At 68.7% G+C, this 20,749-nt stretch carries 24 protein-coding genes; 11 read left to right on the plus strand and 13 right to left on the minus strand.

Annotated features, from left to right (window positions below; genetic code table 11):
- The first annotated feature begins 17 nt into the window (after positions 1 to 17).
- Positions 18 to 908: an AraC family transcriptional regulator gene (locus tag AC1RRF_RS04025; RefSeq protein ID WP_492833031.1), complete on the plus strand. Its 891-nt coding sequence runs from the start codon at positions 18 to 20 to the stop codon at positions 906 to 908.
- An 81-nt stretch (positions 909 to 989) separates the two neighbouring features.
- Complete coding sequence (locus AC1RRF_RS04030; protein WP_492833033.1) at positions 990 to 1,511, plus strand: STM3941 family protein; 522 nt, start codon at positions 990 to 992, stop codon at positions 1,509 to 1,511.
- Here the strand turns inward: AC1RRF_RS04030 and AC1RRF_RS04035 are convergent.
- Positions 1,508 to 3,292 carry an acyl-CoA dehydrogenase gene (locus AC1RRF_RS04035; protein ID WP_492833035.1) on the minus strand — a complete coding sequence of 595 codons (1,785 nt, stop codon included), beginning with the start codon at positions 3,290 to 3,292 and terminating at the stop codon, positions 1,508 to 1,510. The genes AC1RRF_RS04030 and AC1RRF_RS04035 overlap by 4 nt on opposite strands.
- A gap of 133 nt (positions 3,293 to 3,425) precedes the next feature.
- Here AC1RRF_RS04035 and AC1RRF_RS04040 point away from each other — a divergent pair, with 133 nt between their 5' ends.
- The 4 genes from AC1RRF_RS04040 to AC1RRF_RS04055 all read left to right on the plus strand — a co-directional run bounded on the left by AC1RRF_RS04040 (position 3,426) and on the right by AC1RRF_RS04055 (position 7,273).
- Positions 3,426 to 4,439 carry a serine hydrolase domain-containing protein gene (locus AC1RRF_RS04040; protein WP_492833037.1) on the plus strand — a complete coding sequence of 338 codons (1,014 nt, stop codon included), beginning with the start codon at positions 3,426 to 3,428 and terminating at the stop codon, positions 4,437 to 4,439.
- Between the two features lie 14 nt (positions 4,440 to 4,453).
- Positions 4,454 to 5,005: a cytochrome b gene (locus tag AC1RRF_RS04045; protein WP_492833039.1), complete on the plus strand. Its 552-nt coding sequence runs from the start codon at positions 4,454 to 4,456 to the stop codon at positions 5,003 to 5,005.
- 77 nt (positions 5,006 to 5,082) lie between these two features.
- Positions 5,083 to 6,042 (plus strand): L-threonylcarbamoyladenylate synthase, encoded by a 960-nt coding sequence (locus AC1RRF_RS04050; protein WP_492833041.1) that lies wholly within the window; start codon positions 5,083 to 5,085, stop codon positions 6,040 to 6,042.
- Between the two features lie 82 nt (positions 6,043 to 6,124).
- Positions 6,125 to 7,273 (plus strand): threonine aldolase family protein, encoded by a 1,149-nt coding sequence (locus AC1RRF_RS04055; RefSeq protein ID WP_492833043.1) that lies wholly within the window; start codon positions 6,125 to 6,127, stop codon positions 7,271 to 7,273.
- Between the two features lie 24 nt (positions 7,274 to 7,297).
- On the opposite strand, the gene AC1RRF_RS04060 is transcribed toward AC1RRF_RS04055, so the two are convergent.
- Positions 7,298 to 7,789, minus strand: a complete 492-nt coding sequence (locus AC1RRF_RS04060; RefSeq protein WP_492833045.1) for a PadR family transcriptional regulator — start codon at positions 7,787 to 7,789, stop codon at positions 7,298 to 7,300.
- Positions 7,790 to 7,885: 96 nt separating this feature from the next.
- Between AC1RRF_RS04060 and AC1RRF_RS04065 the strand changes: the two genes are divergently transcribed.
- On the plus strand, positions 7,886 to 8,752 hold the full coding sequence (locus AC1RRF_RS04065) for a retropepsin-like aspartic protease (RefSeq protein ID WP_492833047.1): 867 nt from the start codon (positions 7,886 to 7,888) through the stop codon (positions 8,750 to 8,752).
- A 27-nt stretch (positions 8,753 to 8,779) separates the two neighbouring features.
- Here AC1RRF_RS04065 and AC1RRF_RS04070 read toward each other — a convergent pair whose 3' ends face one another.
- The 5 genes from AC1RRF_RS04070 to AC1RRF_RS04090 all read right to left on the minus strand — a co-directional run bounded on the left by AC1RRF_RS04070 (position 8,780) and on the right by AC1RRF_RS04090 (position 12,919).
- On the minus strand, positions 8,780 to 9,820 hold the full coding sequence (locus tag AC1RRF_RS04070; RefSeq protein WP_492833049.1) for a patatin-like phospholipase family protein: 1,041 nt from the start codon (positions 9,818 to 9,820) through the stop codon (positions 8,780 to 8,782).
- 2 nt (positions 9,821 to 9,822) lie between these two features.
- A complete protein-coding gene (locus tag AC1RRF_RS04075) occupies positions 9,823 to 10,671 on the minus strand; it encodes a 3-hydroxybutyrate dehydrogenase (RefSeq protein ID WP_291835900.1) in 849 nt (282 codons plus the stop codon).
- 81 nt (positions 10,672 to 10,752) lie between these two features.
- Entirely contained in the window at positions 10,753 to 11,523 is a 771-nt protein-coding gene (gene yaaA, locus AC1RRF_RS04080) for a peroxide stress protein YaaA (RefSeq protein ID WP_492833051.1), read from the minus strand.
- Positions 11,524 to 11,577: 54 nt separating this feature from the next.
- The gene (locus tag AC1RRF_RS04085; protein ID WP_492833053.1) at positions 11,578 to 12,396 is read right to left on the minus strand and encodes an NAD(P)H-hydrate dehydratase; all 819 of its coding nucleotides are present in this window, start codon (positions 12,394 to 12,396) and stop codon (positions 11,578 to 11,580) included.
- A 4-nt stretch (positions 12,397 to 12,400) separates the two neighbouring features.
- Entirely contained in the window at positions 12,401 to 12,919 is a 519-nt protein-coding gene (locus tag AC1RRF_RS04090) for a hypothetical protein (RefSeq protein WP_492833055.1), read from the minus strand.
- A gap of 134 nt (positions 12,920 to 13,053) precedes the next feature.
- Between AC1RRF_RS04090 and AC1RRF_RS04095 the strand changes: the two genes are divergently transcribed.
- The 3 genes from AC1RRF_RS04095 to AC1RRF_RS04105 all read left to right on the plus strand — a co-directional run bounded on the left by AC1RRF_RS04095 (position 13,054) and on the right by AC1RRF_RS04105 (position 15,983).
- Positions 13,054 to 13,392 (plus strand): P-II family nitrogen regulator, encoded by a 339-nt coding sequence (locus AC1RRF_RS04095; protein ID WP_291835915.1) that lies wholly within the window; start codon positions 13,054 to 13,056, stop codon positions 13,390 to 13,392.
- Positions 13,393 to 13,467: 75 nt separating this feature from the next.
- Complete coding sequence (gene glnA / locus AC1RRF_RS04100; protein WP_291835918.1) at positions 13,468 to 14,877, plus strand: type I glutamate--ammonia ligase; 1,410 nt, start codon at positions 13,468 to 13,470, stop codon at positions 14,875 to 14,877.
- Positions 14,878 to 14,984: 107 nt separating this feature from the next.
- Positions 14,985 to 15,983, plus strand: a complete 999-nt coding sequence (locus tag AC1RRF_RS04105) for an alpha/beta fold hydrolase (protein ID WP_492833058.1) — start codon at positions 14,985 to 14,987, stop codon at positions 15,981 to 15,983.
- Here AC1RRF_RS04105 and AC1RRF_RS04110 read toward each other — a convergent pair.
- The 4 genes from AC1RRF_RS04110 to AC1RRF_RS04125 all read right to left on the minus strand — a co-directional run bounded on the left by AC1RRF_RS04110 (position 15,964) and on the right by AC1RRF_RS04125 (position 18,675).
- The gene (locus AC1RRF_RS04110) at positions 15,964 to 16,944 is read right to left on the minus strand and encodes a hypothetical protein (RefSeq protein ID WP_492833060.1); all 981 of its coding nucleotides are present in this window, start codon (positions 16,942 to 16,944) and stop codon (positions 15,964 to 15,966) included. The two genes, AC1RRF_RS04105 and AC1RRF_RS04110, sit on opposite strands and share 20 nt — an antisense overlap.
- Positions 16,945 to 17,006: 62 nt before the next feature.
- Entirely contained in the window at positions 17,007 to 17,900 is an 894-nt protein-coding gene (tatC, locus tag AC1RRF_RS04115) for a twin-arginine translocase subunit TatC (protein ID WP_492833062.1), read from the minus strand.
- The gene (gene tatB, locus AC1RRF_RS04120; protein WP_492833064.1) at positions 17,897 to 18,397 is read right to left on the minus strand and encodes a Sec-independent protein translocase protein TatB; all 501 of its coding nucleotides are present in this window, start codon (positions 18,395 to 18,397) and stop codon (positions 17,897 to 17,899) included. Before tatB ends, tatC begins: the two co-directional genes overlap by 4 nt.
- 59 nt (positions 18,398 to 18,456) lie before the next feature.
- Positions 18,457 to 18,675 carry a twin-arginine translocase TatA/TatE family subunit gene (locus tag AC1RRF_RS04125; RefSeq protein WP_492833066.1) on the minus strand — a complete coding sequence of 73 codons (219 nt, stop codon included), beginning with the start codon at positions 18,673 to 18,675 and terminating at the stop codon, positions 18,457 to 18,459.
- A gap of 105 nt (positions 18,676 to 18,780) precedes the next feature.
- Between AC1RRF_RS04125 and rnhA the strand changes: the two genes are divergently transcribed.
- Positions 18,781 to 19,224: a ribonuclease HI gene (gene rnhA / locus AC1RRF_RS04130; protein WP_492833068.1), complete on the plus strand. Its 444-nt coding sequence runs from the start codon at positions 18,781 to 18,783 to the stop codon at positions 19,222 to 19,224.
- A gap of 42 nt (positions 19,225 to 19,266) precedes the next feature.
- On the opposite strand, the gene AC1RRF_RS04135 is transcribed toward rnhA, so the two are convergent.
- Together AC1RRF_RS04135 and AC1RRF_RS04140 are read right to left on the minus strand one after the other, a co-directional pair.
- Complete coding sequence (locus AC1RRF_RS04135; protein ID WP_492833070.1) at positions 19,267 to 19,725, minus strand: NfeD family protein; 459 nt, start codon at positions 19,723 to 19,725, stop codon at positions 19,267 to 19,269.
- 3 nt (positions 19,726 to 19,728) lie between these two features.
- Positions 19,729 to 20,733 carry an SPFH domain-containing protein gene (locus AC1RRF_RS04140; protein WP_492833072.1) on the minus strand — a complete coding sequence of 335 codons (1,005 nt, stop codon included), beginning with the start codon at positions 20,731 to 20,733 and terminating at the stop codon, positions 19,729 to 19,731.
- Between the last annotated feature and the right edge of the window lie 16 nt (positions 20,734 to 20,749).

Genomic DNA, 20,749 nt, shown 5'->3' on the forward strand with positions numbered 1-20,749 from the left:
TAGGATCGCCACGACGGATGAGGACGATGACGGCGGCGCTCGATCACTATCATGCCCGGATGCAGAGGGTGCTGGATCACATCGACCGGCATCTGGACGGCGATCTGGACCTGGAGGCGGTGAGCGGCGTCGCGGCGTTTTCCAAATTCCATTTCCATCGGCAGTTCAAGGCGACCTTCGGGGTGTCCCTGCATCGCTACGTCCAGCTGGCCCGCCTCAGGCAGGCCTCGAAACGGCTGGCCGACGGGCAGGGCGCGAGCGTGACCGACATCGCCCTGGACGCCGGCTACGAGACGCCCGACGCCTTCGCCCGCGCTTTTCGGCAGAGGTTCCGGCAGTCGCCGTCCAGTTTCCGGAAATCTCCCGACTGGGAGCCGTGGCTCCGGGCCTTCGGGCCTTTCAACGCAGCCAGGAGCAAGCTCATGCCGACGACCTTCACCCCCGACCAGATCACCATTCGCGACGTGGCCCCGACCCGCGTGGCGATGTTCGAACACCGGGGCGACCCGGAGACCCTCGAGGTCACCATCCAGCGCTTCATCGCCTGGCGCAAAGCTGCCGGGCTGTCGCCCCAGACCAGCCCGACCTTCAATATCTGGCACACCGAGCGACGGCCGGCGAACCCCGCCGACTACCGCATGGATCTGTGCGTCGGGCTCGGCCCCGACCAGCCGGTGGTGGATCGGGGCGAGGGGGTGCGGGAGGGCGAGATTCCCGGCGGGCGCTGCGCCGTGCTGAGGGTGACCGGGGACACCCACAACCTGGAGCCCGCGGCGTTGTACCTGTATCGCGACTGGCTGCCGGCCAGCGGCGAGGAGATGCGGGACTTCCCCATCTACTGCCAGCGCTTCCTGCTGGAGGACCCGGAGTTGGGCACGGCGGCGGAGCTGCACCTGCCGCTGAAGTAGGGGGCGGCGCGGTAGCCGACCGGGTCTCCCAAAGCTAAGGTCAGGGCGCCGCTCCCGCGAGCCCCTAAAGGCTGTAGGCCCATGGATGATTTCGTCGCCTATCCGTCTCGTGGAAGGATCGCGCCGCTCCTGTTGGCCGGCGTGATCTTCGTTGGCCTTGGGCTGTGGATGGCAGGTGTCTTCGGCGAGCCGCCGGCGTCGAGGCGTCTGTCGCCGGAGATGACCCGAGTCATCGGATGGGTCGCGGTCGTCTTCTTCGGGTTCTGTAGCGCCCTGTGGGTCCGACGGCTGTTCGACAAGCGGGCGCAGGTGCGGATCGGACCGGACGGCGTTTACGCGCGGACCTGGTCCGATCAAACCATCCCCTGGTCCGAGATCGTCGAGGTCACGACCTGGAGCGTCCAGCGGCAGACCATGATCATCCTGCACCTGCGCGACCGGACCCGTTTTCCCGGACGCGGCGTCGCCGCCATGCTGGCGGGGGCCAATCGCGGCCTGACGGGCGGCGACATCGCCATCTCCCTGGCGGGAACGGACCACACGATCGAGCAGGCGCTGGCCGCGATCGACCGTTTCCGCCCCGGCGGGGTGGCGGCGACCTAGCCCGCCAGCACGTCCACGCTCATCCGCTCCAGCAGGGCGCCGCCCTGGCCGACGGCGGCGAGGCGACTGGAGACGTGGCCCAGGACGTTGGCGGCGTAGACTTCATAGAGCGCGATCTTGCCTTCCAGCCAGACCGGGTCGCCCTGGCCGGCGTCGAGCTCGGCGCGGGCCCACAGGGCGCCCTTGGCCAGCATCCAGCCGCCCGTGACGTCGCCCAGCAGCTTCAGATAGGCGTCGGCGGCGGCCAGCACGTCGGCGGCGCGGTCCTTGTCGCCCTTGGCGTCCAGCAGCCACAGGGTGGCGTCCTCGACCGCCTCGACGGCGTTGGCGAAGCGCTCGACCGGCTTGCCGGAATAGAGCTTGGGCAGCTGGGCCAGGGTGGTCTTGAAGTCGGCGATCAGGTCGCGGGCCGACTGGCCGCCGTCCTGCGACAGCTTGCGGCCGACCAGGTCCATGGCCTGGATGCCGTTGGTGCCTTCATAGATCGGGGTGATGCGGGCGTCGCGGTAGTACTGGGCCGCGCCGGTCTCCTCGATGAAACCCATGCCGCCGTGGACCTGAACGCCCTGGGAGGCGACCTCGCAGCCGACGTCGGTCGACCAGGCCTTGGCGATGGGAGTGAAGAGGTCCTCGCGGCCCTTCCACTGGCGACGCTCTTCCTCTGTGGCGGCGTGGCGGGCCAGGTCGGCGGCGACGCCGGTCGACAGGCAGATGGCGCGGGCGGCGGCGATCTTCGCCTTCATGACCGAGAGGGTGCGGCGCACGTCGGGGTGGTCGACGATGGGGCTGTTGGCGGCGCCGGTCCAGACGCTGCGGCCCTGCTTGCGCTCGCGGGCGTATTCCAGCGCGTGCTGGTAGGCGCGCTCGGCGATGCCGACGCCCTCGACGCCGACGGCGAGGCGGGCGGCGTTCATCATGATGAACATGTGGGCCAGGCCCTCGTTGGGCGTGCCGACCAGTTCGGCGACGGCGTCCTCATAGGCCATGACGCAGGTGGGCGAGCCGTGGATGCCCAGCTTGTGCTCGACGCTGACGGGATGGAAGCTGTTGCGCGCGCCCAGCGCGCCGTCCGGGTTCACCAGATATTTCGAGGCCAGGAACAGGCTGATGCCCTTGGGCCCGGCGGGGGCGTCTGGCAGGCGGGCCAGCACCAGATGGACGATGTTGTCCGTGGCGTCGTGGTCGCCCCAGGTGATAAAGATCTTCTGGCCCGAGAGCCTATAGGTCCCGTCGCCGTTCGGAACGGCGGTGGCGGTCAGGGCGCCCAGGTCCGAGCCGGCCTGCGGCTCGGTCAGCACCATGGCGCCGGTCCATTCGCCGGAGACCAGCTTGGACAGATAGGTTTCCTTCTGCGCGTCCGTGCCCTGGGCCTCCAGCGCCTCGATGGAGGCCAGCGACAGCATGGGGCAAAGGCCAAAGGCCATGTTGGCGGCGTGCACCGTCTCATAGGCGGCCAGTTCCAGCGCCTTGGGCAGTTGTTGCCCGCCTGAGTGGGCCTGGGCGGTCAGGCCGGTCCAGCCGCCCTCGGCGAACTGGCGATAGGCGTCGGCGAAGCCCGGGGCGGCGGTGACGTTTCCGTCCTTGCAGGTCGAGCCCTTCTGGTCGCCGATGCGGTTCAGCGGGGCCAGGACGCCCTCGGAGAACTGGCCCGCCGCCTCCAGCACCGCGCCCATCAGGTCGGCGTCGTAGTCGGGGAAGGCGCCGGTGGCGACGACCTGGTCGATGCCGGCCACGGCCTGCAGGGTGAAGGCGAGATCACGGATCGGGGCGCGGTAGGTCATGGAGAGTCCTTGGAACGTCATGTCAGCTTTGCCCTCGTGACGCCACGGCAGGCAAGTGCGGGCGCCGCATCGACGCATCGACATCGGGAGCGACGGCCCTACATACTCGCGACAGTCGGAGGCGGAGAAGACCATGCGGCGCAGGGAGCTGATCATCGGCGGGGGGCTGGCGGCCGGCGGTCTGGTCGCGGCGCGCGCCCCTGACGCCGGCGGCCTGGACGCCGTGCTGAGGCGTTTCGACGCCGACGAGCACCCGGATCTCAAGGGCGTGGTCGTGCGCATGAACGGGGCGGTCGCGGCCGAGCGCCATTACAACGGTCAGCCGCCGAGCACGCTTCACGACATGCGGTCCGCCGGCAAGAGCGTGACTTCGCTGCTGGTCGGCGCCGCGCTGGACCGGGGGCTGATCGACAGCCTCGCCGATCCGGTCCGGCGGTACTGGCCTGAGGCGGCGGGCAGCGCGATCGGCGATGTGGCCCTGTCCGACGTTCTCACCATGCGTTCGGGACTGGCGGCCGATGACGAACAGCCCGAATCGCCGGGCAACGAGGACCGGCTGGATGCGGCGCCCGATCCCGTGGCCTTCGTTCTGGCGGTCCCCCGCGCGACGCCGCCGGGTTCGACCTATCTCTACAACTCCCTGACCGCCTATGTGGCCGGGCTGGTGGTGGAGAAAGCCACGGGCCGACAGGGGCGGGATTTCGCGCGCGAGGCGTTGTTCGAACCGCTGGGGATCACGCGTTTCGACTGGGCCGCCGATGCGGCGGGCCGACTGAAGGGGCAGGGCAATCTGTCGCTGGCGACGCACGACATGGCTCTGATCGGCCAGATGGCGCTGGACGCTGGAGCGACCGGCGGCCGTCAGGTGATCAGCCGCGGATGGATCGAGGACAGCCTGAACCCCAAGGTGGCGATCGGCGCGGTGGATCCGTACGCGGACGGATACGGCTACTTCTGGTACGCCAAGGCCCTGCCCGTGGGGGACGGGACCGTCGATATCCGGTTCGCGTCGGGCAACGGCGGCAACAAGATCTATGTCATTCCGGCCCGGAACATGGTCGTGGCCATTACGTCGGGCGCCTATGGCCGAGGCTATGGCCAGCGTCGGTCCCAGGCGATCCTGACCGCGCTTCTGGCGGCCGGCTGACCAGGAAGGATGTGATGGCTGAACCCCGCAACCGATACTCCGTGACCTCGCTGGTGCTGCACTGGCTGATCGCGGCGCTGATCCTGGTGCAGATCCTGCTGATCACCGCCCACGACGCGACCGACGGGCCGCTGTCGCGTGAGTTCGTGCAGATCCACAAGTCGGTGGGCCTGACGATCCTGCTGCTGACGCTGGCGCGGATCGGCTGGCGGATCGCCCATCCGGCCATTCCTCTGCCCGGCCATATGAAGCCGTGGGAGAAGCGGTTCGCCCGCGCTACCCATGTGTTGTTCTACGTCGCCCTGATCGTCCTGCCCCTGACCGGTTGGGCGGCCAGTTCGACGGGCGGGCCGGGCATTGTCTTCTTCGGCCTGTTCGACTGGCCGCGGTTGCCGATCGGAGGCGGGCGCGAGGTGGGACGGGCCCTGATGGAGGCGCACGGGATCGCGGTGAAGGCGCTCTACGTCCTGTTGGCCCTGCATGTGGCGGCGGCGCTGAAGCACCATTTCATCGACCGGGACAACATCCTGCACCGGATGATCCCGCTGATCCCCCGGCGCCCCTGAGACGGGAGGCGGGGGTTGCGCCGGGGTAGGGCGAGGGCGCACATGACCGGCGACGGCGGCATGAGGATTTGAGACGCGTGGAACGGCTGGATCTGACGACGGGTCGGGACGCGGGGGCCGAGGAGGCCGCCGTCCGGGCGCTGGCGGACGGCAAGCTGATCATCCTGCCGACCGAGACCGTCTATGGTCTGGCCGCCGACGCGTCCGACGCCCGCGCCGTGGCCGCCATCTTCGAGGCCAAGGGCCGGCCGCGCTTCAATCCCCTGATCGCCCATGTGGCCGACGCCGCCGGGGCCGAGGCCGTCGCGGTGTTCGACGAGCGCGCGCGGCGCCTGGCCGAGGCCTTCTGGCCCGGTCCCCTGACCATCGTGGCCCCGGTGAGGAACCGCGAGGCGGTGTGCGACCTGGCCCGCGCCGGACTGGACAGCGTCGCCGTGCGCGTGCCGGGCCACGCCCGCGCCCGCGAGGTGATCGGCGCCTTCGGCGGGCCGGTGGTCGCGCCCTCGGCCAACCGCTCGGGCCGGCCCAGCCCGACCACCTTCGCCGACGCCATGGAGGAGACCGGCTTCGCCGCCGCCGAGGGCGTGGACGGCGGACCGTGCGCCGTGGGGGTGGAGAGCACGGTGGTCTCGGTGCTGAACGGCGTGGTCAGCCTGCTGCGCCCCGGCGCCGTGACCCGCGACGAGTTGGAGGCGGTGGTCGGGCCGCTGGACGGCGCGCCGGACGGGGGCGGGGAGGGGCATCGGTCGCCCGGCCGCCTGACCCTGCACTATGCGCCGGACGCGCCGGTGCGGATCAATGCGACCAGTCTGCACAAGGGCGAACTGCTGCTGGGCTTCGGTCCGGGGGTGGGCGAGGAACGCTGGAGCCTGAGCCCGACGGGGGACCTGCGCGAGGCGGCCGCCAACCTGTTCCGGCGGTTCCGCGAGGCGGATCGGGAGAAGCCGTCGGGCATCGCCGTGGCGCCCGTGCCGCTGGACGGGTTGGGCGAGGCGATCAACGACCGGCTGCGGCGCGCGGCGGGACATATCGGCTGAGCCCACCGAAAGGTGACAGGGATTTCACTGGCTCGCCCGGGGACGCGCGGGCAGCTTGGCCGTTGGTCAGGAGAACCGCCCCATGCATCGTCGTCATCTGCTCGCCGGCGCCGGCGCCCTGCTCGCCGCGCCCTCGGTCGCTAGTGCGCAAGCTTATGGCGGCGCCGGCCCCGCGTCGGCGGCGCCGGCCTATCCGCCGGTGGATGCACGCTCGGTCTGGCTGATCGGGGACGGGCCGACACCGCGCGCGGCCCAGACCGCGCGGCGGTTGGTCGAGCTGACCGAGGCCGATCCGGAGGCCCGCGACAACTATCTGACCGAGGGCGCGGTGGGGCGGCTGGAGACGCGTTTCGCCGCCCTGCTGGGCAAGGAAGACTGCGCCTTCCTGCCGACCGGGACGCTGGCGAACCAGCTGGCGATCCGCGTGCTGTGCGGCGAGCACAGGCGCGCCGTGGTGCAGGACGACAGCCACGTCTATCGCGACGAAAGCGACTCCGTTCAGATTCTGTCCGGCATCCATCTGGAGGCGATCGCGCCCGGCGTCCTGCCCACAGTCGAGACGGTGGCCGCCGCCGTCGACGAGGCTCTGGCCGGACCCTATCCGGTGCGGACCGGCGCGGTGTCGGTGGAAAGTCCGGTCCGCCGTCTGGGCGGGAAGATGCCGTCGCTGGCGACGGTTCAGGCCATTTCGACCTACTGCCGAAGCCAGGGCGTGCGCCTGCACCTGGACGGCGCGCGCCTGCTGCTGGCCCCGCCGGAGCTTGATCTGGCCGCCTATTCGGCCTGTTTCGATACGGTCTATGTGTCGCTGTACAAATATCTGGACGCGCCGTTCGGCGCGGTGCTGGCCGGTTCGAGGGCGGACATCGCCAAGGTGCGGGAGCTGCGCCACATCTACGGCGGCCTGATCCAGCAGGGCTGGGCGCCGGCGCTGCTGGCCTCGGCGGCGCTGGAGACCTTCCCCGATCGCATCGGCCGCGCTCACCTGGCGGCGCGCGATCTGTTCCGCCGGCTGGAAGCCAGCGGCAAGGTGAAGGTGCGGCCTGCGCCGGAGGCCTCGAACATCTTCGAGCTGGAGATGTCGGCCGAGCTGTGGGCGGCGGCCTTCGCGCGGTCGCAATCGGCGGGCGTCCGCATCGCCCGGATCCGGGACGGCGTCGTGCCCTTCTATGTCAACGAGACGATCCTGCGCCGCCCGGTCGATGAGTATGCGCGGGTCTTCCTGGGCTGACAGCGGGGCGGCGCGTTACTCCGGCTATTTCGCGGGGGCCGATCCCGCGCCCTGATCCTCCAGCCAGCGCAGCCGCATCTCCTGGAGCTGGATCGACCATTCGCTGCGGGCGCGCTCCACTGGATCGAGCGCGTCGAGCGAGACCCTCAGGCGCTGCAGCTCTTCCTCAACCGCGAGCTTCAGGCGCCGCAGCGCGTCGGCGCGCATCGCCGGATCGAGTGTCGCCCACAAACCGGCGCGAAGCCGGAAGGGATCGACGCCGACGCTGGTCGCGCGGACGGGGTCGCAAATCCAGCCGTCCACCGCCGCGACGCCCTCGGGCGACAACGACAGATGGCTGCCCTTGTTGCCGGTCTCGATGGGGGTGCTCTCGATCAGGCCCGCCTCAACGAGGCGGCGGATGGCGGGATAGACCGCGCCCGCGCTGCCGCTCCACTCGATGGAGGGCGACGTCTGGAAGGCCCGGCGGACCTTGAAGGCGGTGCGGTTCTGGCGGTGATGGATCTCGGAGAGCACGGCCCCCTCGAGCTCCGTCAGGCCGGATGAATGTCTTGTCATTTGACGCCTGATCGCAAGTTGGTACTAATCGTACTAGTTTTTCGAAAGGTCGTCATGCGTACTTCGCTCTTCAAACTGGCTTTCGTGGCCGCCGCTCTGTTCGCGCCCGTGTACAACGAAGCGCACGCGCAAACCCAGCCGCCGACCACGATCAGCCTGTTCCAGTCCAATGACCGCGTCCTGGTCATGCTGACGATCGGCGACCATCCGCCGATGCCCGCCGTGTTCGATACTGGCACGAACGGGAACGTCATCGACATCGACGTGGCCCAGAGGCTGGGGCTGGAGAAGCGGGGCGGCTCGCGCTCCGTCGACGGCAGCACCGGCCGGCCCGTGCCCGGGTTCGAGACCTTCATCGCCGGCGCCAGCCTGGGCGGGACGCCGATCCAGGACGCCCGCGCCACGGCCATGGCTTTCAGCCATCCGAACGAGGTCGCGATCATCGGCCCGAACAGCTTTCCGGGGCAGTACGTCCTGATGGACCTGGGGCGGAGCCGGCTGAGCCTGTACGCGCCGGCGGACGCGCCCGAGGCGGGGGAGGGGTTCCCCTATCTCGGAGAAGGGGGCGCGGCCCTGCCGTCCCTGAACATCGAACTGGAGGGGCGGGCGATCCCGGCCATCCTGGACACCGGCAACACTAGCGATTTCCTGCTGCCGCTCAGCCTGGCCAAGGACCTGCCGCTGGAGACCGAGCCGGTGGTCATTGGCCACGCCACCTCGGCCGCCGGCGTCCAGGACGTCTATGAAGCGCGTCTGGGCGAGGACATCACCGTCGCGGGCGTCGTGATCCACCGGCCCAAGATCCGGTTCATCGAGGGCGGGCGCCCGAATATCGGCATGCCGGTCCTTCGTCAGCTGAAACTGATGTTCGATCCTGTGCAGGGCCGGACCTGGGTCGTCGGCGCGCCCGCGGCCCAATAGCGAAGCGGGCGCCAGGGCGCGGCCGTCCTAGAGAAACCGCGCCCTGATATCCACGCTGGACCGTTCGCCCACATCGTCGAAACAGGTCGCCAGCCAATCTTCCGCCGCCTCGCGGCCATGGCCCTTCAGCCGGTTGAGGAAGGTCCATTCGGTGTCGAACTTCGAACCCAGTGAAAGCGGCGCCAGCCAGCGGTCGCTGTCGATGGCGTGCATGCGGATGGCCTGGGCGCGGTGGCGGCCGCCGGTCTTCAGCTGGCCGTCGGCGATCAGGGACTGGAGCAGGGCGAAGGCGCGCAGTTCGGAGACCAAGGGGGCGTTGAAGACGATCTCGTTGAGGCGGTCCATGATCTCGCCGGCGGCGTGGGGCGTGTCCTCGCGCACGAAGGGGTTCAGCGGCAGGATCAGGACGTCGTCGGGGGTGTCCGGGTGGATCAGCGGCCAGAGCGCCGGATTGGCCAGGTAGCCGCCGTCCCAGTAGCTCTCACCGTCGATCTCCACCGCCTGGAACAGGTGTGGCAGGCAGGAGGAGGCGAGCAGGACCTCGGGCGTGATTTCGGCGGTCTTGAAGACGCGGGCGCGGCCCTGTTTCACCGCCGTGGCTGAGACGAAGACGGAAATGGACGAGGCGCGCACGGCCTCGAAATCGATGGCCGTGTCGAGCACCCGCCGGAGCGGGTTCAGGTTGAACGGGTTGAACTGATAGGGGCTCATCGACAGGGCGATGTTCTCGCCGGTGCGCCACAGGCCGGTGTCCTTGAGCCAGCCGGGCGTCAGGGCCGCGCTCCAGATCGAGCTGTCGCCGAAGACGTTGCGGCCGCCCGACTGGTTGACCTCGCGCCACAGCAGATCCAGCTGCCTGCGGGCGCCGTCGGGGCCGTCGGTCTCCAGACCGCTGACCAGGGCCGCGGCGTTCATGGCGCCGGCGGAGGCGGCGGTGACCGCGCGGATATCAAGGCGGTCGTTCTCAAGCAGGCGATCGAGCACGCCCCACTGGAAGGCGCCGTGGGAGCCGCCGCCCTGAAGGGCGAGGCAGACCGGACGACGCTTGGGGGGCGCCGGTTTGGCCATGGCTATTGCGCCGTCCAGCCGCCGTCGATGGAGAAGCTGGCCCCGTTGGCCGAGGCGCCGAGGTCCGAGACCAGATAGAGGAACATCCCGGCCAGCTGGTCGGTGGTGACGAATTTCTTGGTCGGCTGGGAGCCCAGGATCACGTCCTTGAGCACCTGTTCCTTGGACATGCCGCGGGTGCGGGCCTGGTCGGCGATCTGCTTTTCGACGATGGGGGTCTCGACGAAGCCGGGGCAGATGGCGTTGCAGGTGATGTTGTCCTGCGCCACTTCCAGGGCGACGGTCTTGGTGAAGCCGAGGACGCCGTGCTTGGCGGCGACATAAGCCGACTTGAACGGACTGGCGACCAGGCCGTGGGCCGAGGCGATATTGACGATCCGGCCGCGCCCCTGGGCTTTCATGATCGGGATCGCCGCCCGCGTCGCATAGAAGGTCGACGACAGGTTGATGGCGATGATCTGCTCCCACTTGTCGGCGGGGAATTTCTCGACGGCCTCGACGTGCTGGATGCCGGCGTTGTTGACCAGGATGTCGACGCGGCCCAGCTCATGCTTGCCGAAGGCGACCATGTCGGCGACCTCGTCGCCGCGCATCATATTGGCGGCGTGGTAGCGGACGCGAACGCCGCAGCTGGCCTCGATCCCGGCGCGGGTGCGTTCGATCTCGGCCGGGTCGCCCAGGCCGTTCAGGACCACGTCGCCGCCCCGGCTGGCCACGGCCTTGGCCAACGCCAGCCCGATGCCGGAGGTCGAGCCCGAGATCACCGCCACCTGGCCCTTCAGGTCGCCGACGTCGCGGAACGGCTCGCTCTCGCTGGAGGCGCCTTCACCACGCTTGGGCCACTGGAACATGTTGTCTTTCCTCGGAGGACTTTTCGACTCTGGCCTCAACGCGACTCTAGCCTCAGCCATACGTCATGGCGACTGCCGGGCTCAAGTATTTCCCGACCTGATGAATATCCACTCCGTGTCCGAGGATGCGGACTTGTCGAAGCGGTAGCCGTCGCGGTCGAAGGCCTTCAAATCCTCGGCCCGTTCGATGCGTTCGTCGATGGCGAAACGGGCCATGCTCCCGCGCGCCCGCTTGGCGAAGAAGGAGATGATGCGGCGGTCGCCGGCCTTGTCCTCGTAGAAGTTGGGCGTGACGACCGGCAGCTTCAGGGCCTTGGCGTCGACGGCGCCGAAATACTCCTGGCTGGCCAGGTTCACGAGGGTCGGGTCGGACTGCTCGGCGGCGTCGGCGTTCAGCTGCTTCGAGATGCGGTCGCCCCAGAAGTCATAGAGGCTGGAGCCGCGGCGGGTCTTCAGCCGCGTGCCCATCTCCAGACGGTAGGGTTGGATCCGGTCCAGCGGGCGCAGCAGGCCGTAGAGGCCCGACAGGATGCGGACGTGCGACTGGGCGAAGGCGAGGCCGTCATTGTCCAGTTCGCGAGCGCGCAGGCCCTCATAGACGTCGCCGGCGAAGGCGAAGGCGGCCTGGACGCCATCAGTTGAGTCGGGGGCGAAGGCCTGGAAGCGCTCGCGATTCAGCCGGGCCAGGTCGTCGGAAATGCCCATCAGGCGGCGCAGTTCGGCCACGGTGCGGGCGCGGGCGGTCCGGGACAGGGAGGCCGTGTCCTCCAGGAAGCGGCGCTCCGTGGCGGGGACGGCGGGGTCGGCTTCGGTGAAATCGAGACGCTTGGCCGGGGACAGGACGATCAGCATGCGGTCCTGTTAGGCCGCTTCGATGACGATTTGAACCGGAGGCGAGGTCGCGGCTCAGCCTCGCTGTGCATAGAGGGCCGCCAGCACGGCGGGCAGACCTTCGGGCAGATCCTCGGCGATCAGGCCGGGGCCGAAGGCGCGGGCGGCCTCGGCGTGCATCCAGACGGCCGCGCGGGCGGCGTCGAAACTGTCCATGCGCTGGGCGATCAGACCGCCGATCATGCCCGCCAGCACGTCGCCCGAGCCCGCGGTCGCCAGCCAGGGCACGCCGTTGGGGTTCAGGGCGAGGCGACCGTCGGGAGCGGCGATGATCGTCTCCGGCCCCTTGAGCACGACCACGGCGCCGGCGCGTTTCGCCGCCTCGCGCGCCGCCGTCTCGCGGCCCTTGTCCAGCACGCCGGGGAAGAGGCGTTTGAACTCGCCCTCATGCGGGGTCAGCACGTCGTCGCGGTCCAGCAGGCCGAACAGCTCGCCGGGCCAGGCTTCGAACACCGTCAGGCCGTCGGCGTCGACGATCAGGGCCGCGCCGGTCTCGGCCAGGGCGCGGACGTTGGCCGAGGTCGCGTCGTTGACGCCCGCCGCCGGGCCAACGACCACGGCGTCCATGCCTTGCGCCGCCGCCTTCAGCGCCTCGTCGGAGGCGAAGGGGGTCAGCATGATGGCCTCGATGGCCGGGGCGATGATCGCCGCCGCATCCGGCGGACACAGGATGCGGACCACGCCGGCGCCGATGCGCAGGCCCGCGCGCGCCGCCAGTCGGGCGGCCCCGGTCTGGGTCGCCTTGCCCGAGACCACGCCCAGCCGCCCGCGCGCATGCTTGTGCGCATGGACGCCGGGCCAGGGCAGTTTCGCGCGCCAGTCTTCGGCGACCATCGTCCTAGACCTTTCGCGTGAACACACGGCCGCTCATGGCGCCGCCGAAGATCTTGACCGGTCGGTCCTCGATCCGGAACTGCCCGGTCTGGATCAGTCCCGCGACCAGGGCGTCCAGGCTGGTGCTGTCATTGTAGGGCGCGAACCGATGCAGCAGCCGTCCGTCGCGCGAAAAGAGGGACAGCGCGCCCGGCGTGGATTTGTGAAGATCGGCCGTTTGGATCTCCGCATAGCGGATGCGGAGCGTCTCGGGCCGCCCGGCGGTCTTCACCGCTATGGCGTCGCCGCCGAAATCCACTTCGGTGGCCTTGTACAACCGCCGCACCATCAGGATGGGAGGCAGGATGAACACCAGCGCCGCGATGATCCCCATCAGCTTGACCGACGGGAAGGCGTTCACGAAATCCGCCAGTCCGCCGAACCCGAAAACGAAGAAGAGTCCGCCGAACGCGACCGCCAGAAAGCCCAGGGCGACGGCCAGCCCCACCCGCTTGTCAGTCTGTTTGAACCTGATGGTCGCCATTCAAGCCTCCATGCCGATACGTTTTCGTCCGCTTACGGTTCGCCGCGCGTGCGAAAAACACTTGCCTTATTGTGCAATGCAATGTCCCTTTGCTGCCCGAGCGCGCGGCATTCCAGAGCCCGCCGGGAACGCCGATGAAAAAGATTGAAGCCGTCATCAAGCCTTTCAAGCTGGATGAAGTGAAAGAGGCCCTGCAGGACGCGGGCGTCCAGGGGATGACGGTGCTCGAAGCCAAGGGCTATGGGCGTCAGAAGGGGCATTCGGAACTCTACCGGGGCGCCGAGTACGTCATCGACTTCCTGCCCAAGATCAAGATCGAGGTCGTCGTTTCCGACGACCTGGCCCCCTCGGTGATCGAGGCCATCCAGACCGCAGCCCGGACCGGCAAGATCGGCGACGGCAAGATTTTCGTGTCTGACGTCCTGGACGTCATTCGCATCCGCACTGGCGAAACGGGCGCACAAGCCGTCTGATCGCCCAGACGACCGGCCGCGTCTCCTGGCGCGGTCGTCCACGAAACCTCCCCATAAGAAACAGGACCTCGAAGAATGAGCGACGCGGGCAAGATCCTTAAAGAGATCAAGGAGAAAGACGTTCGCTACGTCGATCTCCGCTTCACCGACACAAAGGGTCGGATGCAGCACGTGACCTTCGACATCGACCTTGTCGACGAAGAATTCCTCGAAGAAGGCACGATGTTCGACGGCTCGTCGATCGCCGGCTGGAAGGCCATCAACGAGTCCGACATGCTGCTGAAGCCGGACCTGGCGAACTTCTGGATCGACCCCTTCTACCAGCAGACGACGCTGTTCCTGTTCTGCGACGTGCTGAACCCGGACACGGGCGAGCCCTACAATCGCGACAGCCGGTCGATGGCCAAGAAGGCGCTGGCGTACGTCCAGTCCTCGGGCGTGGGCGACACCGTCTATTTCGGCCCGGAAGCCGAGTTCTTCATCTTCGACGACGTGCGCTGGTCCACCGCCCCGCACGACACCGGTTACACCTACGATTCGATCGAGCTGCCGGCCAACACCGGCGCTGAGTACTCGGAAGGCAACATGGGCCACCGCCCGGGGCCCAAGGGCGGCTACTTCCCGGTCAACCCGACCGACAGCGCCCAGGACCTGCGCGGCGAGATGCTGGGCGTGATGCGCGACCTGGGCATGCAGCCCGAGAAGCACCACCACGAGGTGGCCCCGGCGCAGCACGAGCTGGGCCTGAAGTTCAGCGACCTGCTGACCATGGCCGACCGCACCCAGATGTATAAGTACGTGATCCACAACGTCGCCGCCGCCTACGGCAAGTCGGCGACCTTCATGGCCAAGCCGACCTTCGGGGACAACGGCTCGGGCATGCACGTGCACCAGTCGATCTGGCGCGACGGCAAGCCGCTGTTCGCGGGCGACAAATACGCCGGCCTGTCGGACCTCTGTCTTTGGTACATCGGCGGCATCATCAAGCACGCCAAGGCGATCAACGCCTTCGCGAACTCGACCACCAACTCCTACAAGCGTCTGGTCCCGGGCTATGAAGCGCCGGTCAAGCTGGCGTACTCGGCCCGCAACCGGTCGGCCTCGATCCGTATTCCGTGGGTCAACTCGCCCAAGGCCAAGCGCATCGAAGCCCGCTTCCCGGACCCGATGGGCAACCCCTATCTGACCTTCGTGGCCCTGCTGATGGCCGGCCTGGACGGGATCGAGAACCGCATCGATCCGGGCGCGCCCGCCGACAAGAACCTGTACGACCTGCCGCCGGAAGAGCGCGGCAACATCCCCGAGGTCTGCGGTTCGCTGCGCGAGGCGCTCGAGAGCCTCGATAAGGATCGCGCCTTCCTCAAGAAGGGCGGCGTCATGGATGACGACTTCATCGACAGCTACATCGAGCTGAAGATGGAAGAGGTGATGCGTCTGCAACTGCACCCGCACCCCGTCGAATTCGACATGTACTACAGCTGCTGATCGACAGCGGGGGCTGATCGAGGAGGGCGCCGGGCGGGAAACCGTCCGGCGCCCTTTCTCGTTTGTAAGTGGCTGGCGCCGCGCGCGGCGCTTACGATAGGGCGATCATGTCCGTCTCCATGTCCCGCCGTCACGCCCTGCTCCTGGCCGCGTCGCTGGCCGCCGTGCCCGCCCGGGCCGCGGCGCAGACGCCGTCGCCGGTCCGGGGTCGGCTGGTTCCGGTGAGGGACACCCGGTTGTGGGTCGAGGACTACGGCCCTCGGGACGCGCCGGCTCTGCTGTATGTCCATGGCGGACCGGGGCTGGGGGTGTTCGAGTTCTCGCACTACCTGCGCGACCGGCTGAGCCGGAGCCTACGCCTGATCCTGGTGGAGCAGCGCGGGGTGCTGCGCTCGGATCCGCTGCCGGACGGGGCGCCGATGACGCTGGACGTGCTGACGGACGACTTCGAGGCGTTGCGCGAGGAGCTGCGCGTCCCGAGTTGGGCGATCCTGGGCCACTCCTGGGGCGGGCCGATCGCCCTGCGGTACGCCAACCGCCATCCCGAGGCGGTGACGCGGGTCATCTTCGAAAACCCCGTGCTGGACGCCGACGCGACGGCGCGGAACATGCTGACCCACGCCGCCGAGGCCCTGGACAAGGCGGGCAAGCCCCGGGACGCGGCCGCCGTGCGGCGCACCGTCGAACGGTCGAGCACGCCCCAGCTGTGGACGCGGATGAACGACGCCCTGAACCGCCTGCCCAGCCGGCAGTCGCTCTATGTCTACGACCCCGCCTTCCTGGGCTACTACGGCCGCATCTCGGCGGACTCAGGCATTTCCGACGAACGGTGGGGGCAGGGGGTGCGGATGGCGACCGGGCTGCTGGCCGATCCGCTGTCGCTGGCGCCGGCGTGGAACGCCATGTCGGCGCTCGATCAGCCGACGCTGGTGGTGCGGGGCGAGACCGACCCCTCGACCTCCGAGCGCGAGATGGCGGTGATGTCGGTCAAGCCGAACGTGACGGTCACGACGGTTCCGCGCAGCGGCCACTTCGTCCACGTCGAACAGCCTGAGGCCTTCTCCGCGGCGGTGGAACGGTTCCTGTCTAGGCCGCCAGCTGCTTGATCAAGGGTTGGAGCGCTTCGTCCGTATACGGAGCAAGGTCCTTCAGGAAGCCGATCAGGGCGCGTTCGTTGGCGTCGAAATCGCCGTCACGGCCGATGCGGTCGACCAGCCAGCGCGCCTCCTCGGCATTCACCGGCGCGGCGGTCGAGGCGGCGTGCAGGCGGCTCTGTTCGCGCTCCTTGAAGAAGGTTTCGGCAACGTCCGGCTCGAACAGGCCGCGGATCAGCTCGGCGGGAGCGAGGCCGCGGACGGCCACCTGGCCCAGTTCCCTGACGATGCCCGAGGCGATGTCCGCGTCGGGGTCCGCCAGCCAGCGTTCGCGGCGCAGGGCCTCCTCGCGGCCGGGCGGGGCCCAGCCGGCGGCGGCCGTGACAGCGTTGGCCACGGCGCGCATGAAGAAGTCGGTCCAGGACGGGTCGTTGGCCGCGCCGCGGGTCGCGTCGTTGAGGTCGAACAACACCTCGGCCTCCTCGCGCGAGATGGCGAGACGGCCGGGACCGGAGGGGGCGAACATCAGCCGGCGCATGCGCTGGACTTCGGCCGCGCTGATCACGCCGTCGTTCTCGACCACGGAGCGGCTGACCAGGGTCAGGCCGAAGGCGGCGAGCGAGGCCGGGGCGCTGTCGGCCTGTTCCAGCACCCGCACCACTAACTCGATCTCGGTGCCGTCGCGGGCCCGCTTGTCGGCCTCGATGCGCGCGATCAGCCAGTCGGCCTGGGCGTCGGTGACATAGCCCGGCGGCTCCTGCTGGCGGATCAGCCAGTCGGTCAGCGCTTCAAGGAACAGCATGCGCCATTCGGCGACGCGGCGCTCAGTGCGCTCGTCGATGCGGAACAGGGCCTCGGCCTCGTCGCGGGTGACGGTGATCTCGCCAAAGATATTCTGACGCAGGGCCAGGATGTCGGCGGTTGTGACCTCGCCGCGCGCGATGATGTCGTTCGAAAGGTCGATCAGGCCCATGTCCATGCTCCCGGTTTCCCGGAAGGTGCCCCGAGGGGCGTTACGGACGGGCTAACGCGCGATCAGGCGGCCAGGCCCTCGGCGGTGTCGTCCTTCTTGCGGCGCATTTCGATCAGGCGCACGCACCAGATCGAGATCTCGTAAAGCAGCACCAGCGGGACCGCGAGCATCAGCTGGCTGATGGGGTCCGGCGGGGTGACGACGGCGGCGACCACCACGACGGCGACGATGGCGTAGCGGCGGACCTCGACCATCATCTTGGACGAGACGATCCCGGCCATGCCCAGCAGGGTGGTGACGACCGGCAGCTGGAAGCACAGGCCGAAGGCGAGGATCAGCGAGGTGACCAGGCTGAGGTATTCCGAGATCTTGGTGTTCAGCTCGACGGTGATGCCGTCCGCCGCGATCTGCTGGCTCAGCGAGAACCACATCACGAAGGGCAGCATGACGAAATAGACCAGGGCGGCGCCGATCAGGAACAGGAGCGGGGCCACGAACAGGAAGGGCAGGAAGGCGCCCTTCTCGTTGCGGTACAGGCCCGGGGCCACGAATTTGTAGAGCTGCCAGGCCAGCACCGGGAAGACCACGACCACGGCGCCGAAGCCGGCCACCTTCATCTTGGTGAAGAGCTGTTCCAGCGGGCCGGTGGCCTGCAGGGCCAGGTTGGTCTGGGCGCCCGGGGGCAGGTGGTGCAGGCCGGCGGTGACGGCGATCAGTTCGAACGGATTGCCGCCATGCTGGCCGGAGGCTTGGGCCGCGGCGTGCAGGGCGTAGGCGGCCTGGAAGGGCTTGATCAGGAAGATCTGGATGTCGGCCGCGAAGTAGAAACAGCCGATGAAGGCGACGGCGAAGGCGACCACGCAGACCACCAGCCGCCCGCGCAGTTCGATCAAATGCGACATCAGCGGCGCGCGCGATGCCTCGATCTCGGCTTCGTCCCGGTCGGTGTGGCTCACAGGTCAACCGCCTTCTTGCGCGAGGGCGGGGTCTTCTTCGCCGATGTCTTCTTCGCGGGGGCTTCGCCCGTCGCCTTGGGAGCGGCCTTGGGCGCGGAGGGCTTGCGCGGGGCCCGGGGCTTGGGCGCGGGCTGGGTTTCGGGCTCCAGTGGCGCCATCACCGGCGGGCTGTCGGGCCATTCCTCGGGGCCGGTCAGGGCCGGGACGGGGGCGGGGGCGTCGAGCGGACGGTTCAGGTCGTCGCTGATGCCGCGGAAGGTCGCCTCGGCCTCGGCGCCCAACGGCATCATGTTGGTCTGGCTATGACGCAGGGCTTCGACCTCCTTGCGCAGGTCGTCCAGCTCAGACTGACGCGCCATCTCATCGAAGCTGTGCCGGAACTCGTTGGCCATGTTGCGGGCTTTGGCGACCAGCTGGCCGAGCTTGCGCAGCATGGCGGGCAGCCGTTCGGGCCCCACGACAAGCAGGGCCACGACCGCGATCACGATATATTCCATGCCCCCGATACCGGGGCCCAGACCACCCATCCGTCAGTCTCTCCGGCGCGAACGCGCGATTATGACTTCAGGTCTTCTTTTTCCGCGTCGGTGCGCGGCAGGGCGCCGGCGCGCTCATCCTTCGGCTTGGTCTCGTCGGTGTCCTTCAGGCCGTCGCGGAAGGCCTTCACGCCCTTGGCGGCGTCGCCCATGAGGCCGGACAGCTTGCCGCGACCGCCGAACAGCAGGAGCACGATGACGGCGACAATAGCCCAGTGCCAGATGCTGAGAGAACCCACGGCGACATCTCCTTTGTCGGGCCGATGCGCGGCCCGGTCATAGTTTCACGCCGCATATAGGCTGTTCGGTGGCGCGACGCCAAGCGAACCTGATACAGCGCGCCGATGAGTCACGTGATCATCCACACCGACGGCGCCTGCAAGGGCAATCCGGGGCCCGGCGGCTGGGGAGCCATCCTTCAGGCCGGCGAAGGGCGCGAGAAGGAATTGTGGGGCGGCGAGCCGCTGACGACCAACAACCGCATGGAGTTGATGGGGGCGATCATAGCGCTGGAGGCCCTGACCCGGCCGTGCCGCGTCGATCTGCACACCGACAGCAAATATGTGATGACCGGCATCACCGAATGGATCCGGGGCTGGAAGGCGCGGGGCTGGAAGACCGCCGACAAGAAGCCGGTCAAGAACGAGGACCTGTGGAAGCGGCTCGACGCGGCCCGGTCCCGGCACGAGGTGAAGTGGCACTGGGTCAAGGGCCACGCGGGCCACGAACTGAATGAGCGGGCCGACGGCTTGGCCAACCGCGGCATCGAGGACATGCGGAAGAGCTAGGCGTCGTCTCCCCATCGGCCTTCGCCGATGGGGAGACGAGTATTACACCGCGCGGACCTTGAGCTTTGGTCCGTCGATGCTTTCCACGATGACGCTTTCGCCGGCCAGGGGGGCGACGCCCTCGATCTCGGCGGGCCATTCGGCGCCCGAGACGAAGACCCGGCCGCGGCCGTCGACGAAGGCCTGCACCACCTGCGCGCGCTGGCCGACCAGACGACCCTCACGGGCGTTGATGTCGGGCGAATCCGACGGGTTCACCCGCTGGATCAGGCGGCGCGACGCCAGGGTCGCGGCCACCGTCAGGCCGGCGAACAGGGCCACTTCGCCCCAAAAGCCCAGCGGCACGCCGATGGCGGTGATGACCGCCACCACCCCGGCCGCGACGGCGGGCCAGAGCAGCCATTCCGTCGAGAAGGCGGCTTCGACCGCCAGCAGGATCACGCCCAGGGCCAGCCAGATCCAGAACGGCTGATTGCTGTGGAACTCGATCAGGGCGTCCATGGATCAGGTCCTCGGAACGGTGGGACGCGGCGGGCGCGGCGGAGCGGGCGGGCGCGGCGCGGCGGGGGCCGGAGCGGGGGCCGAGCGGCTCTGCTGCTGGTCCTGCGCCAGGGCGACCAGTTGGCCGACGCCGGCGATGGTGCCGACCAGGGCGCCCATCTCGGCCGGGACGATGACCGTCTTCTGCTGCGGGCTGCGGGCCAGTTCGGCGAAGGCCTCCACATACTTCTGGGCGACGAAGTAGTTGATCGCGTTCACGTCGCCGGCGGCGATGGCGTTGGACACCATCTCGGTGGCGCGGGCCTCGGCCTCAGCTTCGCGTTCGCGGGCCTCGGCGTCGCGGAAGGCGGCTTCGCGACGGCCTTCGGCCTCCAGGATGGCGGCCTGCTTGGCGCCCTCGGCGCGAGTGATAGCGGCCTGTTTCTCGCCGTCGGCCTCGGTGACCACGGCGCGGCGTTCGCGCTCGGCCTTCATCTGACGCGCCATGGCGTTGGTGATGTCGGTCGGCGGGGTCAGGTCCTTGATCTCGATGCGGTTGGCCTTGACGCCCCACGGCTCGGTGGCGGCGTCGATGACGTGCAGCAGGCGGGTGTTGATGGCGTCGCGCTGGCTGAGGACCTCGTCCAGTTCCATGGAGCCGACGACAGTCCGCAGGTTGGTCATGCAGAGCTGCGAGATGGCGTAGGGCAGGTCGTCCACGCGATAGGCGGCGCGCGCGGCGTCCATGACCTGGATGAAGACGATGCCGTCGACCTTCACCACGGCGTTGTCCTTGGTGATGACCTCCTGGGTCGGGACGTCCAGCACCTGTTCCATCATGTTCATGCGGCGGCCGACCTTCTCGACGAAGGGGGTCAGCAGGCTGATGCCCGGGGGCAGGGTGCGGGTGTATTTGCCGAAGCGTTCGACTGTGAATTCACGCCCTTGCGGCACGATCTTCACGACGCTGAACAACAGGACGAAGGCCAGAACGACCAGCGCCACGAAGAAGAGTACGGAAAAGTCCATCAAAGCCTCCCAATTC

It is taken from the genome of Brevundimonas sp. GW821-FHT12C05 (assembly GCF_058807475.1).